The sequence below is a fragment of the Streptomyces sp. NBC_01294 genome, from assembly GCF_035917235.1.
In the GTDB taxonomy this organism is placed as follows: domain Bacteria; phylum Actinomycetota; class Actinomycetes; order Streptomycetales; family Streptomycetaceae; genus Streptomyces; species Streptomyces caledonius.
In genome coordinates this window covers 7,192,573-7,211,276 of sequence record NZ_CP108423.1, presented here as the reverse complement: position 1 = coordinate 7,211,276, position 18,704 = coordinate 7,192,573, and the positions used below count along the sequence as shown (strand labels likewise).

Annotated in this window: 14 protein-coding genes; 10 read left to right on the top strand and 4 right to left on the bottom strand. The window is 69.1% G+C overall.

Translation table 11 applies throughout. The features are described from left to right. The first annotated feature begins 298 nt into the window (after positions 1–298). Positions 299–859, top strand: a complete 561-nt coding sequence (locus OG534_RS32600) for a hypothetical protein (RefSeq protein WP_326592856.1) — start codon at positions 299–301, stop codon at positions 857–859. Between the two features lie 175 nt (positions 860–1,034). Further along, on the top strand, positions 1,035–3,005 hold the full coding sequence (locus OG534_RS32595) for an APC family permease (protein WP_442807259.1): 1,971 nt from the start codon (positions 1,035–1,037) through the stop codon (positions 3,003–3,005). Between the two features lie 45 nt (positions 3,006–3,050). On the opposite strand, the gene OG534_RS32590 is transcribed toward OG534_RS32595, so the two are convergent. From OG534_RS32590 to OG534_RS32575, 4 genes are all read right to left on the bottom strand, one after another. After that, on the bottom strand, positions 3,051–3,833 hold the full coding sequence (locus tag OG534_RS32590; protein WP_326592852.1) for a GNAT family N-acetyltransferase: 783 nt from the start codon (positions 3,831–3,833) through the stop codon (positions 3,051–3,053). Between the two features lie 149 nt (positions 3,834–3,982). Further along, positions 3,983–4,789, bottom strand: coding sequence for an SDR family NAD(P)-dependent oxidoreductase (locus OG534_RS32585; protein WP_326592850.1), 807 nt, complete (start codon positions 4,787–4,789; stop codon positions 3,983–3,985). Positions 4,790–5,124: 335 nt separating this feature from the next. Continuing rightward, positions 5,125–7,275, bottom strand: a complete 2,151-nt coding sequence (gene kdpB / locus OG534_RS32580; protein ID WP_442807179.1) for a potassium-transporting ATPase subunit KdpB — start codon at positions 7,273–7,275, stop codon at positions 5,125–5,127. A gap of 252 nt (positions 7,276–7,527) precedes the next feature. Beyond that, positions 7,528–9,405 (bottom strand): APC family permease, encoded by a 1,878-nt coding sequence (locus tag OG534_RS32575; protein ID WP_326592846.1) that lies wholly within the window; start codon positions 9,403–9,405, stop codon positions 7,528–7,530. Positions 9,406–9,649: 244 nt separating this feature from the next. Here OG534_RS32575 and kdpF (OG534_RS32570) point away from each other — a divergent pair, with 244 nt between their 5' ends. From kdpF (OG534_RS32570) to OG534_RS32535, 8 genes are all read left to right on the top strand, one after another. Continuing rightward, on the top strand, positions 9,650–9,739 hold the full coding sequence (gene kdpF, locus OG534_RS32570; protein WP_326592844.1) for a K(+)-transporting ATPase subunit F: 90 nt from the start codon (positions 9,650–9,652) through the stop codon (positions 9,737–9,739). A gap of 46 nt (positions 9,740–9,785) precedes the next feature. Further along, positions 9,786–10,544, top strand: coding sequence for a DUF4118 domain-containing protein (locus tag OG534_RS32565; RefSeq protein ID WP_326592842.1), 759 nt, complete (start codon positions 9,786–9,788; stop codon positions 10,542–10,544). A gap of 241 nt (positions 10,545–10,785) precedes the next feature. Beyond that, positions 10,786–10,875 carry a K(+)-transporting ATPase subunit F gene (gene kdpF / locus OG534_RS32560; RefSeq protein WP_033223114.1) on the top strand — a complete coding sequence of 30 codons (90 nt, stop codon included), beginning with the start codon at positions 10,786–10,788 and terminating at the stop codon, positions 10,873–10,875. A gap of 6 nt (positions 10,876–10,881) precedes the next feature. Continuing rightward, entirely contained in the window at positions 10,882–12,546 is a 1,665-nt protein-coding gene (gene kdpA, locus OG534_RS32555; RefSeq protein ID WP_326592840.1) for a potassium-transporting ATPase subunit KdpA, read from the top strand. Then, complete coding sequence (kdpB, locus tag OG534_RS32550) at positions 12,543–14,645, top strand: potassium-transporting ATPase subunit KdpB (RefSeq protein WP_326592838.1); 2,103 nt, start codon at positions 12,543–12,545, stop codon at positions 14,643–14,645. Before kdpA ends, kdpB (OG534_RS32550) begins: the two co-directional genes overlap by 4 nt. A 7-nt stretch (positions 14,646–14,652) precedes the next feature. Then, positions 14,653–15,369 (top strand): potassium-transporting ATPase subunit C, encoded by a 717-nt coding sequence (locus OG534_RS32545; RefSeq protein WP_326592836.1) that lies wholly within the window; start codon positions 14,653–14,655, stop codon positions 15,367–15,369. Between the two features lie 98 nt (positions 15,370–15,467). After that, the gene (locus OG534_RS32540) at positions 15,468–16,151 is read left to right on the top strand and encodes a response regulator (protein ID WP_326592834.1); all 684 of its coding nucleotides are present in this window, start codon (positions 15,468–15,470) and stop codon (positions 16,149–16,151) included. 4 nt (positions 16,152–16,155) lie between these two features. Then, a complete protein-coding gene (locus OG534_RS32535) occupies positions 16,156–18,702 on the top strand; it encodes a sensor histidine kinase KdpD (RefSeq protein WP_326592833.1) in 2,547 nt (848 codons plus the stop codon). The last annotated feature ends 2 nt before the right edge of the window (positions 18,703–18,704 follow it).

The window sequence follows — 18,704 nt, the reverse complement described above, 5'->3', positions numbered from 1 at the left end:
CCTGACTGGTCTCGGTACCGGCGGTGATCGTCACACGCCCCTCCAGCCTCACACCCGGGCGCTCGTACGCCCCGCGTGCAGGCCAGCATCAGGCTCAACTGTTCGAAACAACCGGCACGTTGACGACACTCATGCGCAGAAAGATCGGCATTTTGACGGGCCCTCGATGGCACCCCGATTCCGCACTCCGGAGACGTCGGCACCTCGCCGCCATGGGCCCGTCAAAAAGCCGCGCCACGGCGTCAGTAGTTCGTCAGGGTTCGGCTCGGACTGCTCCAGCCGCCGTAGCGTCGTCCTCATGGGACGACGCTTCACACTGGCTGCGACCGGTGCGCGTGCCGAGCGCGCGAACCCTGCTGGACCGTGGGTATACGACATCCACTGGGCAGGTGAGAGACGTACGGCGATCCGCGCCGCCTCCCTGCTGTTGGCGACCCTGCTCGTGGTGGACACGGGCGTCGGCTACCTCAGCCTTCCCCGCGCCGCCCTGTGGACCGGTTTGGCCGCCCTCTTCTTCTTGATCCTGCTGCCGCCCAAGGTCTTCGCGCGTCCCGGCCTGCTGACCGTCCGCGGAGTGCTGGTCGAGCACAGCGTCCGTACCGATTCCCTCGTCTCGGTCCACTGGTTCGACGGCGTGGCCCAGCGCATGCTCCTGCGGGACGTGGATGGCAGCGTGGTCGAGATCGACCCCACCGTCCTCACCCGCAATCCTGCTCTGTGGCGGCGTCTCGACGCGGACACCGTCACGTCGCTCCAGCGTGGCACGCTGGTGTGCGGCGCGACCGCCCTGCACCAGCTTGCAGAGCGCATCGACCGTGAAACGGCGCGGACGGTCTTCAAGGTCTCCGGCTTGCACTGACCGGTGCTCGGGCACCGGGTGCTCCAGGGCCATTTGCCGACCACTTCGTCCTTCCATCCGGGATCATTCGGCGGCGTCCTCATGCTGCGCGTGCACGGGCCGGGCTTTCTGCGCCTACGCTCCGGCCGTGTTCAACGTGACGGGTCTGCTGAAGCGTCTTGTGATCGGCCGGGCGATGCGCAGCGAGGAGCTGGGCGAAACCCTTCTGCCCAAACGCCTCGCGCTCCCGATCTTCGCCTCCGACCCGCTGTCCTCGGTGGCGTACGCCACGCAGGAGATCCTGCTGGTGCTGACGCTGGGCGGCCTCGCCTATCTGCACTTCACGCCGTGGATCGCGCTGGCGGTCGTGTTGCTGATGACCGTGGTGGTGCTCTCGTACCGGCAGGTCGTGCACGCGTACCCCAGCGGCGGCGGATCGTACGAGGTCGCCTCCACGAACCTGGGGCCCTCCGTCGGTCTCGTGGTGGCCGCCTCGCTGCTGGTCGACTACGTGATGACGGTGGCCGTGTCGGTCGCCTCGGGCGTGGACAACATCATCTCGGCGCTGCCGAGCCTGGCCGAGCACCGGGTGGGAATCGCGGTCGGCTTCGTCGCCTTGCTGACCGCGATGAATCTGCGCGGCGTCCGCGAATCCGGGCGGGCCTTCGCCACGCCGACGTACCTCTTCATCGGCGGCGTGCTGATCATGGTGGGGACGGGACTCTTCCGCTACCTGCTGGGCGACGCCCCGGTCGCCGAGAGCGCCGCGTACGGCATCGAGCCGGACCCCGCCGACGCGGGCCTGGCAGGGTTCGCCCTGCTGATGCTCGTGCTGCGCGCCTTCTCCAGCGGCTGTACGGCCCTGACCGGCGTCGAGGCGATCTCCAACGGCGTGCCGGCCTTCCGCAAGCCCAAGTCCGTCAACGCGGCGAAGACCATGCTGGCCATGGGCGCCATCGCCATCACCATGTTCGTGGGCGTCACCACCCTCGCGATGGTCGCCAAGGTGCACATCGTCGAAGACCCCTGCCGGCTGACCGGGCTGGCGGACTGCGAGGCGTACACCCAGCGCACCGTGATCGCCCAGCTGGCGGCCTCCGTCTTCGGCGGCTCGGACAGCTTCGGCTTCTACTTCATGCAGGCGGCGACCGCGCTCATCCTGATCCTGGCGGCCAACACCGCCTACAACGGCTTCCCGCTGCTCGCCTCGATCCTCGCCCAGCACCGCTATCTGCCCCGGCAACTGCACAACCGCGGCGACCGGCTGGCGTTCTCCAACGGCATCCTGGCGCTCGCGACCGTCGCCGCAGTGCTGCTGTGGGTCTACAAGGCCAACGTCACCGACCTCATCCACCTGTACATCCTGGGCGTGTTCACCTCCTTCACGCTCTCCCAGCTCGGCATGGTCCGGCACTGGAACCGCGAGTTGCGCACCGAGACCGACCCGGCGGTGCGCCGCAGCCATCAGGTCGCCCGGTCCGTCAACGGCCTCGGCGCCTGCGTGACCGGCCTGGTCCTGGTGATCGTGCTGGCCACCAAGTTCACCCAGGGCGCCTGGCTCGCCGTACTCGCCGCGCTCGTGCTGTGGGTGATGATGCGTGGCATCCGGCGCCACTACGACCGTACGGCGGCCGAGCTGACCGTCACCGATCCGCGAAGAGAGCTGGCACCACCGCCCCGGGTCTTCGCGATCGTGCTCGTCTCCACCATCCACAAGCCGACCCTGCGGGCCTTGTCCTACGCACGGGCCTTCCGCCCCAACCACCTGGAAGCGCTCACCATCTCCGTGGACCGTGAAGCGGCGGAGTCACTGAAGCGGCAGTGGGAGGAGTACGGGATCGAGATCCCGCTGAAGATCCTCGACTCCCCATACCGCGAGATCACTCGTCCCGTCGTCGAGTACGTCCGCTCGATCCGGCGGGAGAGCCCGCGTGATGTGGTGGGCGTCTTCATCCCCGAGTACGTCGTCGGCCACTGGTGGGAGAACCTCCTCCACAACCAGTCCGCGCTGTGGCTGAAGAGTCGACTGCTCTTCACCCCGGGCGTCATGGTCACCAGCGTCCCGTGGCAGCTGACCTCCTCTTCGCACGCCGACCACCCCGCGGCCCGCGCCCCGGGCTCCGTCCGCCGCGGAGAACCCACCCGGAATTCCGAGACCCCGCGGTAACTGCCTCGTGCCCTCACGTCACCCGGTCCGGGCTCCCGTACGAGGTCACGCAGCCTCTCCCCTGGCGAGCGTCAGACGGCGAGCGGGGCCGGTCGCGTAGTGGACGTATTCGCGGGTCAGGCGGAAGCCCGCCGACCAGGCGAGGAGGCGGCTTGGGCGGTTGTCGCGGGAGCAGGTCCAGCTCGGCGTACGGCCGCGGGCGGCGATGTCCTGGCACAGGGCGGTGACGCAGGCGAGCGCGAGGTGTTGCCGACGGTGGCCGGGGTCCGCGAGGGCGGCGACGTCCTCGTAGCCGCTGCCGAGGAAGTACGTGCAGGCCACCGAGAGGGCGCGGCCCCGGTGGAAGGCTCCCCAGCCGAGGCCGGAGGCGGCGAGCTGCTCCGGGCCGCCCCAGGTCCTGTGGATCCAGGCCGCCTCGGGGCCGAGAGCGACGAGTGCCGGCGCGTCCTGCGGGGTCAGCCGGCGCACCGTGATCCCGGGTGCCGGGCGGGCGGCCAGGGCAGGCGCCCGGTGTACGTAGACCATGCGCTCCCACGGATCGACGCGCGCGAACGCGCCCCCGAGGGCGGGCAGGAAGCGGGCCGGGGCCTCGATGTAACTGCCCGCGAAGGGAGCGAGGGCCTCGGGAGACAACACACCAGGCTCTCCTCGCAGCAGGACGTGATCCCCGCTGGAGACCGCCACGACCCGCGGGTCCACGGCACGGTCCGCCCACCACTGACCGGCACCGGTGGCGAGGACGTGCTCGGGGAGGGCCGCGACGCCCGGGGCCCCGCCGGGGAACCAGCGGGCGAGGGCGGGGAGACGGGTGGGAAGGAGCTGGATCACGACGGATGCCGCCTAGGTGGAAGGGAAGAGGTGCGGGGGCGGCCCGGGACGGTGGGCCGCCCCCGCGGGGGAACCAGCGCGAGCGGGAAGGCGACGCTGGCCGGCCTTGCGGCCGTGGTTGGCTTTGTTCGGGCGTCGGGCTTGCGCCCTCAGGCAGAGTGGCCGACGAGCACGTCAGCGAGCTTGTTCAGCCGCTTGACCGTGCGCTCCTCGGTCGCGCCGGAGGCGGGCTCCATCCGCTCGCTCCGGTCGTAGTAGGCCCCGTTGACGATCTCGACGGCTGGGTCGCACAGCCTCGCGACGTGGGCGGCCCCCTCGGACGGCGTCGCGCCTTCGTGTCCGTACAGCGGCCTCAGGGCGGTTTCGCACACGCCCGGGTTCACGGAGACGGCGGTCACACGCGGGTCGGCGGCGAAGACCGTGAGCGCCAGCTGCGACTGCGCGTACGCGGCGAGGCGGGAGTAACGGCGGGTCCGGTTGGGGTCGTTCCACATGATGGAACCGGTGCGGTGCATCGAGGAGGAGACGTTGACGACGCGGCCGCCCGGGTCGGTGGTCAGTACCGGTTCCAGCAGGTTCGTCAGCAGGTAGTGGGCGAGGAAGTTGACCTGGAAGGCGAGCTCGTTGCCGTCCGGGGTGACGGTGTGGCGCTCCGGCGCCGCGACGGCGGCGTTGTTGACCAGGACGTCGAGGTGCGGGTACCCGGCGGTGATCCGGTTCGCGAGTCGCTCCACCTCGTCGAGGTGCGCGAAGTCCGCCGCACACGGGCGCAGCATGTCCGCGTCGACGTCGGCGGTGGCGATGAGGCGGTCCACAGCTGCCCGGGCCTCCGCAGGGGTACGGCCGTGGAGGAGCACCGTCGCACCGCACTCGGCGAGCCGGCGGGCGGTCTCGTAGCCGATGCCGGAGGTGGCGCCGGTGACCAGGATGGTACGGCCGGACAGGAAGGAAGACATGAGTGGTTCCTGGGGAAGGGCACGGCGGCCGCCCGTTGCGGGAAGCGGCCGTGCGGTGAAGGTGAATGGGTATCGCGTACGGGCGTCAGCACGCCCGGCGGTACGCAGTGATCACGGCCGGGCCACACATGGACGGGCCGGGAGTCAACGGGTGCTAGCGCACCGGAAGGTGAGCAGGGCACTTCGCCGGCGGCACCGACGTGATCCCTGCACGGCTCCGCCATGACGGTGGCCGGTCATCGTGACGCTGACCAATGTTCACGTCATCCATCCAACCGGCGTGCGGCTGTGGGCTCAAGAGCCCTGATGGCCCTCTGACGAGCCATTGACGGACTTCAGCCGAGGCCGGGGACGGTGGACACCACCAGGTCGATGAGCTTGATCCCGACGAAGGGCAGGACGAGGCCGCCGAGCCCGTAGACCGCCAGGTTGCGACGCAGCAGGTCGTGGGCTGAGGCGGGCTTGTAGCGGACGCCGCGCAGGGCGAGCGGGATGAGAGCCACGATGATCAGGGCGTTGAAGATGATCGCCGAGGTGATGGCGGACTGCGGGCTGTGCAGGCCCATGATGTTGAGGGCTCCGAGGCCAGGGTAAGCCGACGCGAACATGGCGGGGATGATCGCGAAGTACTTCGCGACGTCATTCGTGATGGAGAACGTGGTGAGCGCGCCTCGGGTGATGAGGAGCTGTTTGCCGATCTCGACGATGTCGATGAGCTTGGTGGGGTTGGAGTCGAGATCGACCATGTTCCCGGCTTCCTTGGCGGCCGAGGTTCCGGTGTTCATCGCCACGCCCACATCGGCTTGCGCGAGCGCCGGGGCGTCGTTCGTGCCGTCGCCCGTCATCGCTACGAGCTTGCCGCCGGCCTGTTCCCGCTTGATCAGCTCGAGCTTGTCCTCGGGGGTGGCCTCGGCCAGGTATTCGTCGACGCCTGCCTCGGCGGCGATTGCCCTGGCCGTCAGCTCGTTGTCCCCGGTCACCATGACCGTGCGGATCCCCATGGCGCGCAGCTCCGCGAAGCGCTCCCGGATGCCGTCCTTGACTACATCCTTGAGGTGGATGATGCCGAGGACGCGCGGCCCGTCCCAGTCGTGCACGGCGACCAGCAGGGGAGTGCCCCCGGACTCGGACACGGTGGCCGACCATGCGACGGCTTCCGCCTGCACGGTCCCACCGCGCATCGCCACCCAGTCGCAGACTTGAGCAGTTGCGCCCTTGCGGATGGCACAGCCGGCGCCGTTGTCCCAGCTCAGGTTGATCCCGCTCATCCGGGTGCGGGCGCTGAACTCGGTGAAGCGGGGGTTACTGAGGTCCTCTTGGGCGGCCGGCTGGAGCCCATACTGGCCGGCCAGGGCCACGACGGAGCGGCCTTCGGGCGTTTCGTCGGCAAGGGAGGACAGCTGCGCGGCGTCCGCGAGCTTGGTCTGATCGACGCCGGGGAGCGGGATGAAGGCAGCGGCTTCCCGGTTGCCGAGGGTGATGGTGCCGGTCTTGTCGAGGAGGAGGGTGTTCACGTCGCCAGCCGCCTCGACCGCTCGGCCGGACATCGCGAGGACGTTGCGCTGCACCAGGCGGTCCATGCCGGCGATGCCGATTGCGGAGAGCAGGGCGCCGATGGTGGTGGGGATGAGCGTGACGAGGAGCGCCACCAGGACGGTCGTCGACTGCGCGGCGCCCGCGTACGCGGCCATCGGCTCGAGGCTGACCACGACCAAGATGAACACAACGGTCAGGGCGGCCAGCAGGATGTTCAGCGCGATCTCGTTCGGGGTCTTCTGCCGGGACGCACCCTCGACCAGGGCGATCATCCGGTCCAGGAAGCTGTTCCCGGGGCGCGAGGTGACCCGTACGACGATCGAGTCGGACAGGACCGTCGTACCGCCGGTCACTCCGGACCGGTCGCCACCCGACTCCCGCAGGACCGGGGCCGATTCACCGGTGACGGCCGACTCGTCCACCATGGCGGCCCCGTCGACCACGTCCCCGTCGGCCGGGACCAGTTCACCCGCCTCGACGAGGACGAAGTCGAAGGGCTGGAGCTCGGCCGGAGTCACCGCCTCGGTCTCGGCCCGGCGCAGGTTCGCCCCGTAGGTCCAATGGTTCAGCCGCAGCGCGACCGTGTCCGTACGTGCCTTGCGGAGCGACTCCGCCTGCGCTCGCCCCCGGCCCTCCGCGACCGCCTCGGCCAGGTTGGCGAACAGGACCGTCAGCCACAGCCAGACGCTGATCACCCAGGTGAAGACGGACGGGTGGATGAGCGCCGAGAGCGTGGTCAGGACGGATCCGACCGCGACGACGAACAGCACCGGCTTCTTCACCAGCTCACGCGGGTGGAGCTTGTGGACCGCCTCGCCGACGGAAGCTGCCAGCCGCTCGGGCTCCAGCATGTTCGCCTGCCCGGAGCGTTTGCGGGACGGGCGGGTAGGCGGTGTCCGCGGCGGGGTTCCGAGGCCTGGAGGAACGTGCTGCGCGGCGGCGCGAGGCATGAAGGGACCTTCTCAGTGGGATGTGGGATCGACTGGGCCACCCGGCCGGGTGGGCAGGGGTGCGGGTGAGGGGTGTCGCCGCCGGGGAATGTCACCATGGACCCCCTCGGCCGTCACGTGAGCATGGCTCCCCGGCGGCGCAACAGGCAGGAAACTACTGCCCGCTCGGGGGGTAAGACGCATACAGGCCAGGGAATTGGCACCTTCTTGATGGCAGCGCACGAGAAGTGTCAAACCACCATCAAGGGCACGTCAATGTGCGTCGGCAGTGACGCGGAAGCGCAGTCGGCAGATCACGGCGTCGGTGTCGCGGCGGACAGCGTGGGCCACAACCGCGCCGCGCTGGTTCTGCAGCAGCCGCTGCCAGAGACGGGCGGGTTCGGTCTCCGGAATGAGGACGGTCACCTGCGCGTCCGGATGGCTCCGGACGAGCTCCCGCACATAGCCGGACACTGGGCGGCCGAGGGAGCGCGTCTCCGAGGGGAGTTCGATGAGGTCGACGCCGGGATTCCACAACTCCCAGTCACGCCGGATGGCTTCGGCGCTCTGACGGTCCTCAGGTGTGGGGTGGGTGACGGTGACGGCGAGGACTTCGTCGCCGAGGGAGCGGGCGGCGGTCAGGGCCTGACAGGTCAGTCGGGACAGACCGGAGACGGGGACCACGACCAGCGAGTGGGCCCGGTGCGGGGGCTGCGGGACGCGGCCGAGTTCGAGGCGTTCGCCGATCTCGGTGTACGCGCGGTGGACGCGTCCGAAGCCGAGGACGATCAGCGGCAGCGCGAGCACGATCAGCCAGGCGCCCTCGGTGAACTTGGTGGCGGTGACGACGACGGCCGACACACCGGTCAGCAGGGCGCCGAAGCCGTTGAGGGCGGCCTTGGCCTGCCAGCCCTTGGGCCGTTCGCCGTACCAGTGCCGGACCATGCCGACCTGGCAGATGGTGAAGCCGACGAAGACGCCGATGGCGAAGAGCGGGACGAGGGTGTTGGTGTCGCCGCCGGAGAGAACGAGCAGAACGGCCGATACGAGTGCCAGCCAAACGACCCCGTGCCGGTGCACCTGGCGGTCCGCCTTGAGGGCGAAGACGTGCGGCAGGTGGTTGTCGCGGGCCAACAGGCTCATCAGCACCGGAAGCCCGCCGAAGGAGGTGTTCGCGGCGAGCGCCAGCAGCACCATGGTGGCGAACTGGACTATGTAGAAAGCAGCGTTGTGCCCAAAGGACGCGTCCGCAAGCTGGGCCAGGACGGTGACGCCCTCAACGGGCTGTAGGTGGAAGCGGCCGATCAGCACCGACAGCCCGATCAGCATGACGCCGAGCAGCGCACCGAGAGCCACCTCGGTGCGCTGGGCCCGGCGGGCAGCCGGGGCACGGAAGGACGGCACGGCATTGGCCACGGCCTCGACGCCCGTCAGGGCCGAGCAGCCCGCGGCAAAAGCCTTCAACAGCAGCAGCGCGCCGACGCCGGTAGCGCCCTCGCCGAGCGCGGAGGCATGTCCGGCCGCGGAGGCGGTGCTGACCGGGCCGTCGCGGAAGAGACCGACCGTGATCATCGCCAGGATCGACCCGACGAAGAGCGCGGTCGGTACGAGGAAGGCCTTGGCGGAGTCCACGACCCCGCGCAGGTTCACGGCGGTCACCAGCACCAGGACCGCGAGGCAGATCCAGACCCGCTCCCCGTGCAGCCCAGGGAAGGCCGAGGTCAGGGCGGCGACGCCGGCGGTGACGGACACCGCGACGTTCAGCACGTAGTCGAGAATGAGCGAGGCGGCCGCGACCAGGCTGGTGCGCCGGCCCAGATGCCGCTTGGCGACCGCGTACGAGCCTCCCCCGTCCGGGAACGCTGCGATCACCTGCCTGTACGAGGCAACCAGTACCGCGAGCAGGGCGGCGATGGCCAAGGTGACGGGGAGGGTAAAGCCCATGCCGTAGGCACCGGCCGCGGCCAGGACCAGGACGACCGCCTCGGGCCCGTACGCCACGGACGCCATCGCGTCGAGCGACAGCGCGGCGAGGCCCTGGAGGGCAGTCAGCTTGTGCCGGTCCCCGGCCCCGGAACCGCCGGTATCAGGAGGCTCCTCCTGGGCCGACCCCTGAGTGACCGTGGTCGGTTCTCCTGCGTGCATGGCCATTTTTCGCCGATCCCTCCGAATGAGCAAAGTCAGGACAGCGTCGGAGCCGTAGGGGTCGGCCGCCAGCACCCTTGGCGCATTTCATACGACCGCCCCCGCACTCTTCACGTGTTCCATACGTATGGGCGCTTGCGGCGTAAGGGGTCCGTCAAGAGGGGCTGCCTCGCGTTGCCCCGGCTCCGCGGAGATGCATGCTTGATCTGGGCGGAACATGCCTGACCAGGACGAAGAGGAGAAGCTACTGATGAACGCGGAGAACGTGGTCGGCCTGCTCATCGCCCTCGCGCTGCTGGGCTATCTCGTGGTCGCTCTGATCAAGCCCGAGAAGTTCTGATCGGCGCCCTGCATCACGATCGGCTTGTCCGGACGGGAGGCCTCAGATGTCCGGGTACTGGTTCCGGCTCCGCGACCGCGTCGCCTTGGTGGCGGCCCTCGTGGCCCCCTTCTTGGTGGCGCTCGTCCTCGTGCCTTTCCGTGCGGGTCTTTCGGCGACGAACGAGGCGCTGATCCTGGTCGTCGCGGTGGTCGCGGTCGCCGCCATGGGCAGCCGCGCAGCGGGTGCACTCGCCGCGCTCTCGGCGGCCGCGTGGTTCGACTTCTTCCTGACCGAGCCCTACCAGCAGTTCGCCATCTCTGACCGTGCGGACATCGAGACGGCTGTCCTGCTGCTCGTCGTCGGCTTGATCGTCTCGCAGCTGGCCGCGCGTGCACGCCGTCTCCAGGCGGTCGTGGTCACCGACGCCGCGCATCTGTCGAGTCTCCAGGGAACCGCTCGGCTGGTCGAGGACGGCGGCACACCGGAAGCGGTGGTCGAGTACGTGCGCCGGGAGCTCGTCGGGCTGCTGGGTCTGCGCGGCTGCCGCTTCGAGTACGGGACCCTGATCGGGCACCTGCCGCGCCTGGAGCACGGCGGCGGCCTGTGGCTGCGCCGCCCGGGCCGGATCACCGAGTACGCCGACTGGCCGGACGGGGAGACCGAGCTGCGGGTCGTCGGAGGCGGCCACTACTACGGCCGCTACCTCCTCGACCCGCACCCTGGCCGCCCCCTGCCGCCCGAGGAAGCCCGTCTGGTGGCCGTCGCGCTCGCCGCCCAGGCCGGCAGCGCCCTGGACTCGGCCGGCCTGTCCCACCAGGGCTGACCGGGTCCGACAGGCCCATTCCCGTAAGAGTGGCGTTAAGGGTTCCCGTGCGCCCGTATGGACCCCGTCAAGGTGTCTTAACACCCGGCTGAAGACACGGTTATCTCGTCATCGGCCGTCTGGCCGATTCTTTTCCTTCCCTCTTCATCCAGGAGCTCACGGTGGCCGATCTGGCCTTCGTCGTCACCACGGTCGCGGTCTTCGCGTTGGTGGCACTCATCGCCCGGGGGGTGACCAAGCTGTGAACGCCGAAAACATCATCGGCCTCGTCGTGGCCGTCTCCCTGCTCGGATACCTCGTCCTCGCCCTTGTGTACCCGGAGAGGTTCTAGCCACCGATGAGTCCCGTTCTCGCTGGTGTGCTCCAGCTCCTCGCACTGATCGCCGCGCTCGCACTGGCCTACCGCCCGCTGGGCGACTACATGGCCCGCGTCTACTCCTCCGACAAGCACTACAAGCCGGAGAAGTGGATCTACAAAGCCATCGGCGCCAATCCGAGCGCCGAGATGCGCTGGCCCGCCTACCTGCGCGCCGTCCTCGCCTTCTCCGCCGTGAGCGTCCTCTTCCTCTACGCCCTCCAGCGGGCCCAGGGCATCCTGCCCGGCTCGCTCGGCTTCGTGGCGATCGACCCGGACCAGGCCTTCAACACCGCCGCGTCCTTCGTGTCGAACACGAACTGGCAGTCGTACTACGGCGAGCAGGCCATGGGCCACGTCGTACAGACCGGCGGCCTCGCCGTGCAGAACTTCGTCTCCGCCGCCGTCGGCATGGCCGTCGCGGTGGCCCTCGTACGGGGCTTCGCGCGCTCCCGCACCGGGGAGCTGGGCAATTTCTGGGCCGACCTGGTCCGCGGTGTCTTCCGTATCCTGCTGCCGATCTCGGTGATCGGCGCGATCGTCCTGGTCGCGTGCGGTGCGATCCAGAACTTCGCCGGGATCCACGAGGTCGGCCAGTTCATGGGCGGCTCGCAGCAGTGGAACGGCGGGGCGGTGGCCTCGCAGGAGGTCATCAAGGAGCTGGGCACCAACGGCGGCGGCTACTTCAACGCCAACTCCTCGCACCCCTTCGAGAACCCCAACCCGTTCTCGAACCTCTTCGAGATCTTCCTGATCCTGCTCATCCCGTTCGCGCTGACCCGGACCTTCGGCCGGATGGTCGGAAACCTGCGCCAGGGCTACGCGATCCTCGCGACCATGGCCACCATCTGGCTCGGCTTCGTCGCACTGATGATGTGGACCGAGTTCGCCGGTAACGGCCCGGCATTCGACATCGCCGGCGGGGCGATGGAGGGCAAGGAGACCCGCTTCGGTATCGCCGCGTCCTCGATCTTCTCCGTGTCCACGACCCTGACGTCCACGGGTGCCGTCAACTCCTTCCACTCCTCCTTCACCGGTCTCGGCGGCGGCATCCAGCTGCTGGGCATGCAGCTCGGTGAGATCGCGCCCGGCGGTGTCGGTTCCGGCCTCTACGGCATGCTGATCATGGCGATCATCGCGGTGTTCATCGCCGGCCTGATGGTCGGCCGCACCCCGGAGTACCTGGGCAAGAAGATCGGCACCCGTGAGATCAAGTTCGCGGCCTGCTACATCCTCATCACGCCCGCCCTGGTGCTGGGCTTCACCGCGGCGGCGATGGCGCTGGACACGCCGGCCAACTCGATGACCAACACCGGGGCGCACGGCTTCTCGGAGATCCTGTACGCCTACACCTCGGGCGCCAACAACAACGGCTCCGCCTTCGCCGGCCTGAACGCCGACACCCAGTGGTTCAACAGCACCATCGGCATCGCCATGCTGCTGGGCCGTTTCCTGCCCATGGTCTTCGTCCTGGCCCTGGCCGGCTCGCTGGCCGAGCAGAAGCCCGTCCCCGAGACGGCGGGCACCCTGCGCACCGACAAGCCGCTCTACACGGGCCTGCTCGTCGGCACGATCCTCATCGTCACTGGACTGACCTACTTCCCGGCCCTGGCGCTGGGTCCGCTCGCCGAAGGGCTCGCGTCATGAGCACCACCACCCCCACCCGCGCACCACACGAAGACATCCCGACAGGTCACAAGCCGGCCGGGCGGGTCGGCGGCGGTCTCTTCGACCCCAAGCAGCTGCTGAAGTCCTTCCCCGACGCGATCCGCAAGCTCGACCCCAGGATCATGATCAAGTCGCCGGTCATGTTCGTCGTCCTGGTCGGGTCGGTCGTCACGACCGTCCTGGCGATCAAGGATCCGACGGACTGGTTCGGCTGGGCGATCACCGCCTGGCTGTGGCTGACCACGATCTTCGCCAACCTGGCCGAGGCGGTGGCCGAGGGCCGCGGCAAGGCCCAGGCAGACACGCTGCGCAAGGCCAAGACCGACTCCGTCGCCCGCCGCCTCACCAAGGACGGCAAGAGCGAGGAGCAGGTGCCCGGCGCGGAGCTGCGCATCGGTGACCTGGTGGTCTGCGAGGCCGGGGACGTCATCCCCGGCGACGGTGACGTCGTCGAAGGCGTCGCCTCGGTGGACGAGTCCGCCATCACGGGCGAGTCCGCCCCGGTGATCCGTGAGTCCGGTGGCGACCGCAGCGCGGTCACCGGCGGTACGAAGGTGCTGTCCGACCGGATCGTCATCAAGATCACGACGAAGCCGGGCGAGACCTTCATCGACCGCATGATCGCCCTCGTCGAGGGCGCGGCACGGCAGAAGACGCCCAACGAGATCGCGCTCAACATCCTCCTCGCGTCCCTCACGATCGTCTTCCTGCTCGCGGTCGTCACCCTGCAGCCGTTCGCGATCTACGCGGATGCCAAGCAGTCCATGATCGTGCTCACCGCCCTGCTGGTCTGCCTCATCCCCACCACCATCGGCGCCCTGCTCTCCGCCATCGGCATCGCCGGCATGGACCGGCTCGTCCAGCGCAACGTCCTCGCCATGTCCGGGCGTGCTGTCGAGGCGGCCGGAGACGTCTCCACGCTGCTGCTCGACAAGACCGGCACCATCACCCTCGGCAACCGCCAAGCCTCAGAGTTCGTCCCCGTCAAGGGCACCACGGCGGCGGAGCTCGCCGATGCCGCCCAGCTCTCGTCCCTCGCGGACGAGACGCCCGAGGGCCGCTCCATCGTCGTTCTGGCGAAGGAGAAGTACGGCCTGCGCGAACGCCACCAGGGCGAGCTGGCGCACGCCGAGTGGATCCCGTTCACCGCCCAGACCCGCATGTCGGGTGTGGACGTCGACGGCAAGCAGACCCGCAAGGGCGCGACCGGCTCGGTCGTCGCCTGGGTCAAGGAGCAGGGCGGCCGGGTTGCCGAGGACGCGCAAGCGCTCACGGACCAGATCTCCCAGGCCGGCGGCACCCCGCTGCTGGTGGCGGTCAAGGACGACAAGGGCGCCCGTGTGCTGGGTGTCATCCACCTCAAGGACGTGGTCAAGGAGGGCATGCGCGAGCGGTTCGACGAGCTGCGCCGCATGGGCATCAAGACGGTCATGATCACGGGTGACAACCCGCTGACCGCGAAGGCCATCGCGGAGGAGGCCGGTGTCGACGACTTCCTCGCCGAGGCCACCCCCGAGGACAAGATGGCCCTCATCAAGCGGGAGCAGGCCGGCGGCAAGCTCGTCGCCATGACGGGCGACGGTACGAACGACGCCCCCGCGCTCGCGCAGGCCGACGTCGGCGTGGCCATGAACACCGGCACCTCGGCCGCGAAGGAGGCCGGGAACATGGTGGACCTGGACTCCAACCCCACCAAGCTCATCGAGATCGTGGAGATCGGAAAGCAGCTCCTCATCACCCGGGGCGCTCTGACCACGTTCTCCATCGCCAACGACGTCGCGAAGTACTTCGCGATCATCCCGGCCATGTTCGCGGTGGTCTACCCGGGCCTGGACAAGCTCAACATCATGGGCCTGTCCTCCCCGAACTCCGCGATCCTCTCCGCGGTCATCTTCAACGCGCTGATCATCATCGCGCTCGTACCGCTCGCCCTCAAGGGCGTCCAGTACAAGCCGACCAGCGCCGACAAGATGCTCCGCCGCAACATCGGGATCTACGGACTCGGCGGCCTGATCGCCCCGTTCATCGGCATCAAGATCATCGACATGCTCATCACCCTCATCCCCGGAATCGGCTGATCACGCGATGAACAACTCCGTATCCAGCACCCTCCGCCTGATCGGCGCCGGCCTGCGCGCCCTGCTCGTCCTCACGGTTATCTGCGGGGTCATCTACCCGCTCGCCGTCACCGGGATCGCCCAGGCCCTGTTCAACGACAAGGCCAACGGCTCCGAAATCAAGGACAAGAGCGGCCAGGTCGTCGGCTCCTCCCTCATCGGGCAGAGCTACAACCTGCCCAAGCAGAACCCCGACGACGCCGAAGAAGCGGTCAAGCCGGACCTCAAGTGGTTCCAGCCCCGCCCCTCCAACGGTCTGGGCAGCAACAGCGTCAACATGCAGTACTCGCTGATCCTGTCCGGCGCCACCAACCGGTCCGCCGACAACGGCGCGGTCAACGGCAAGTGCACCAAGGACGCTGACGAGGGCACCCTCTGCGCCCAGGTCATCGCCGCCAAGGACGCCGTCGTCACCGACAACTCCACCGCGGACTACAAGGTCAACCCCGAGGACGTGCCGGCCGACGCCGTCACCTCCTCCGGCTCCGGCCTGGACCCGGACATCTCCCCGGAGTACGCCAAGCTCCAGATCCACCGGGTCGCCGAGCAGAACAAGCTCGACGTCAAGCAGGTCGAGAAGCTCGTCGCCGACCACACCACCGGCCGGACCCTCGGCTTCATGGGTGAGTCCCGCGTCAACGTCCTCGAGCTCAACACCGCCCTCAAGGCACTGACCAAGAGCTGATGATTCCCGTAGCAGGGGTCCGGAGTCGGCGGGACGTGGCTCGTTCGCGTCCCGCCGGCTCCGCCCCGTACCCATTGAAAGAGGAAGGCCCCACACCGATGATCAAGGTGCTGGTGGTGGAAGACGATGCTCAGCTCGTCCGCGCACTCAAGATCAACCTGCAGGCGCGGAAGTTCGAGGTGGAGACGGCTTCCGACGGAGGGAGTGCCGTCAGACTTGCCGCTGCCCGCAAGCCGGACGTCATCCTCCTGGATCTCGGTCTGCCGGACATGGACGGCATCGATGTGATCAAGCGTGTCAGGGAGTCCAGCAGCGTACCGATCCTCGTCCTCTCCGCCCGCCACACTTCCGAGGAGAAGATCCTCGCCCTGGACGCGGGCGCCGACGACTACGTCACCAAGCCGTTCAGCATGGACGAGCTCCTCGCGCGCCTGCGGGCCTCTGTCCGCCGCCGGGAGATCCCGGCACCCGCCGACGCGGTCTCCGTGGTCACGACCGACGAGTTCACCGTCGACCTGATCGCGAAGAAGGTCAGGCGGGGCGATCGCAGCGTGCGCCTCACCCCGACCGAGTGGCACCTCCTGGAGATCCTTATCAGCAACCCCGGCCGGCTGATCAGCCAGCGACAGCTGCTGCTCGACGTGTGGGGGCCCACGTACTCCGAGCACACCAACTACCTGCGGGTCTACATGGCCCAGCTGCGCCGCAAACTGGAAGCGGACCCCTCGCACCCGAGGTACCTGATCACCGAGCCCGGCATGGGCTACCGCTTCGAGGGATGACGTCATGGGACGCGGCAAGTTTCGGATCTACCTGGGCTCGGCCCCCGGCGTCGGCAAGACGTACGCGATGCTCTCGGAGGGCCACCGACGGGTGGAGCGCGGCACCGATGTCGTCGTCGCCTTCGTCGAGCATCACAACCGTCCGCGCACCGAGGTGATGCTGCACGGCCTGGAACAGATCGCACGGCGCGAGATCGAGTACCGGGGCAGCACCTTCACCGAGATGGACGTCGACGCGATCCTCGCGCGGCGCCCCGCCGTCGCGCTGGTGGACGAGCTCGCACACACCAACGTCCCCGGCTCGCGCAATGCCAAGCGCTGGCAGGACGTGGAGGAACTCCTCCAGGCCGGCATCGACGTCGTCTCCACCGTCAACATCCAGCACCTGGAGTCCCTGGGCGACGTCGTCGAAACCATCACTGGCGTCCGTCAGCGCGAGACGGTCCCCGACGAGGTGGTCCGGCGGGCCGACCAGATCGAGCTCGTCGACATGTCCCCGCAGGCCCTGCGCCGCCGCATGGCCCACGGCAACATCTACAAGCCCGACAAGGTCGACGCGGCCCTGTCCAACTACTTCCGCCCGGGCAACCTGACCGCCCTGCGCGAACTCGCCCTGCTGTGGGTCGCCGACCGCGTGGACGAGTACCTCCAGGAGTACCGGGGCGAGCACAACATCCGCTCCACGTGGCAGGCCCGCGAACGCATCGTCGTCGGCCTCACCGGCGGACCGGAGGGCCGCACCCTCATCCGCCGCGCCGCCCGCCTCGCCGAGAAGGGCGCCGGCGGCGAGGTCCTCGCCGTCTACATCGCCCGAAGCGACGGACTGACGGCCGCCTCGCCGAAGGAGCTCGCGCTCCAGCGGACGCTGGTCGAGGACCTCGGCGGCACGTTCCACCACGTCATAGGCGACAACATCCCCGACGCGCTGCTGGAGTTCGCCCGCGGGGTCAACGCCACCCAGATCGTGCTCGGCGTCAGCCGCCGCCGCTCCTGGCAGTACGCCTTCAGCCCCGGCGTCAGCGCCACCGTCGCACGCGAATCCGGACCCGACCTCGACGTCCACATCGTCACCCACGACGAGGCCGCCAAGGGCCGCCGCAGCCTGCCCGTCGCCCGCAGCGGACGGCTCGGCCGCTCCCGCCTCATCTGGGGCTGGATCGTCGGCATCGCCGGTCCCGCGCTCCTCGCGCTGCTCCTGAGCCAGGTCGTCCCCGAGCTCGGGCTCGCCAACGACATGCTGCTCTTCCTCACCTTCACCGTGGCGGCAGCACTCCTGGGCGGTCTGCTCCCCGCCCTGGCTTCGGCGGCCTTCGGGTCGCTGCTCCTGAACTACTTCTTCACGCCGCCGGTCCACAAACTCACCATCGCCGACCCCAAGAACATCGTCGCCATCGCGATCTTCGTCGGGGTCGCCGTCTCCGTGGCGTCCGTGGTCGACCTGGCCGCCCGCCGCACACACCAGGCAGCGCGACTGCGCGCCGAATCCGAGATCCTCTCCTTCCTGGCCGGCAGCATCCTGCGCGGCGAGACCGCCCTCGACGCCCTGCTGGAGCGAGTGCGCGAGACGTTCGCCATGGATTCCGTGGCACTGCTGGAGCGTGGCAGCGAAGTCGACCCGTGGACCTGCGCGGGCAGTAAGGGCACCGGTCCGGTCAGCCGCCCCGAGGACGCCGACGTCGACATGCCGATCGGCGAGAACATGGCGCTGGCCCTGACCGGCCGGGTGCTGCCCGCCGAGGACCGCCGCGTGCTCGGCGCCTTCGCCGCCCAGGCCGCCGTCGTACTCGACCGCCAGCGACTGGTCGGCGAGGCCGAGGAGGCCCGTCGTCTGATCGAGGGCAACCAGATCCGCACCGCGCTCCTGGCCGCTGTCAGCCATGACCTGCGTACTCCGCTGGCCGGGATCAAGGTCTCCGTCACCTCGTTGCGCTCCACCGACGTCGACTGGTCCGAGGAGGACCGGGCCGAGCTCCTGAAGGGCATCGAGGACGGCGCCGACCGCCTCGACCATCTGGTCGGCAACCTTCTCGACATGTCCCGCCTCCAGACCGGCACCGTCACCCCGATCATCCGGGAGACCGACCTCGACGAGGTCGTCCCGATGGCCCTGGCCGGCGTACCCGATGACAGCGTCGACCTCGACATCCCCGAGACGCTCCCGATGGTCGCCGTCGACCGCGGCCTGCTGGAACGGGCCGTCGCCAACATCGTCGAGAACGCCGTCAAGTACAGCCCCGGCGGCCAACCCGTCCTCGTATCCGCGAGCGCCCTCGCCTACCGCCTCGAACTACGCGTCGTCGACCGCGGACCCGGCGTCCCCGACGAGGCCAAGAACCGCATATTCGAGCCCTTCCAGCGGTACGGAGACGCACCCGCCGGCGCCGGCGTCGGGCTCGGCCTCGCGGTCGCCCGGGGCTTCCTGGAAGCGATGGACGGCACCTTGACCGCCGAGGACACCCCCGGCGGCGGGCTGACGATGGTCATCACCCTGCCCGTCAAGGACGGGGTGCAGCCGGGACTCCCCCATCTCCCGGCCGACGCCACGACCTGACC

What these genes read in the sequence shown, in the direction of transcription:
- OG534_RS32600 (WP_326592856.1), top strand. Translation starts at nt 299, where the DNA reads ATGGGACGACGCTTCACACTGGCTGCGACCGGTGCGCGTGCCGAGCGC.
- OG534_RS32595 (WP_442807259.1), top strand. Translation starts at nt 1,035, where the DNA reads ATGCGCAGCGAGGAGCTGGGCGAAACCCTTCTGCCCAAACGCCTCGCG.
- OG534_RS32585 (WP_326592850.1), bottom strand. Translation starts at nt 4,789, where the DNA reads ATGTCTTCCTTCCTGTCCGGCCGTACCATCCTGGTCACCGGCGCCACC.
- kdpB (WP_442807179.1), bottom strand. Translation starts at nt 7,275, where the DNA reads ATGCCTCGCGCCGCCGCGCAGCACGTTCCTCCAGGCCTCGGAACCCCG.
- OG534_RS32575 (WP_326592846.1), bottom strand. Translation starts at nt 9,405, where the DNA reads ATGGCCATGCACGCAGGAGAACCGACCACGGTCACTCAGGGGTCGGCC.
- kdpF (WP_326592844.1), top strand. Translation starts at nt 9,650, where the DNA reads ATGAACGCGGAGAACGTGGTCGGCCTGCTCATCGCCCTCGCGCTGCTG.
- OG534_RS32565 (WP_326592842.1), top strand. Translation starts at nt 9,786, where the DNA reads ATGTCCGGGTACTGGTTCCGGCTCCGCGACCGCGTCGCCTTGGTGGCG.
- kdpA (WP_326592840.1), top strand. Translation starts at nt 10,882, where the DNA reads ATGAGTCCCGTTCTCGCTGGTGTGCTCCAGCTCCTCGCACTGATCGCC.
- kdpB (WP_326592838.1), top strand. Translation starts at nt 12,543, where the DNA reads ATGAGCACCACCACCCCCACCCGCGCACCACACGAAGACATCCCGACA.
- OG534_RS32545 (WP_326592836.1), top strand. Translation starts at nt 14,653, where the DNA reads ATGAACAACTCCGTATCCAGCACCCTCCGCCTGATCGGCGCCGGCCTG.
- OG534_RS32540 (WP_326592834.1), top strand. Translation starts at nt 15,468, where the DNA reads ATGATCAAGGTGCTGGTGGTGGAAGACGATGCTCAGCTCGTCCGCGCA.
- OG534_RS32535 (WP_326592833.1), top strand. Translation starts at nt 16,156, where the DNA reads ATGGGACGCGGCAAGTTTCGGATCTACCTGGGCTCGGCCCCCGGCGTC.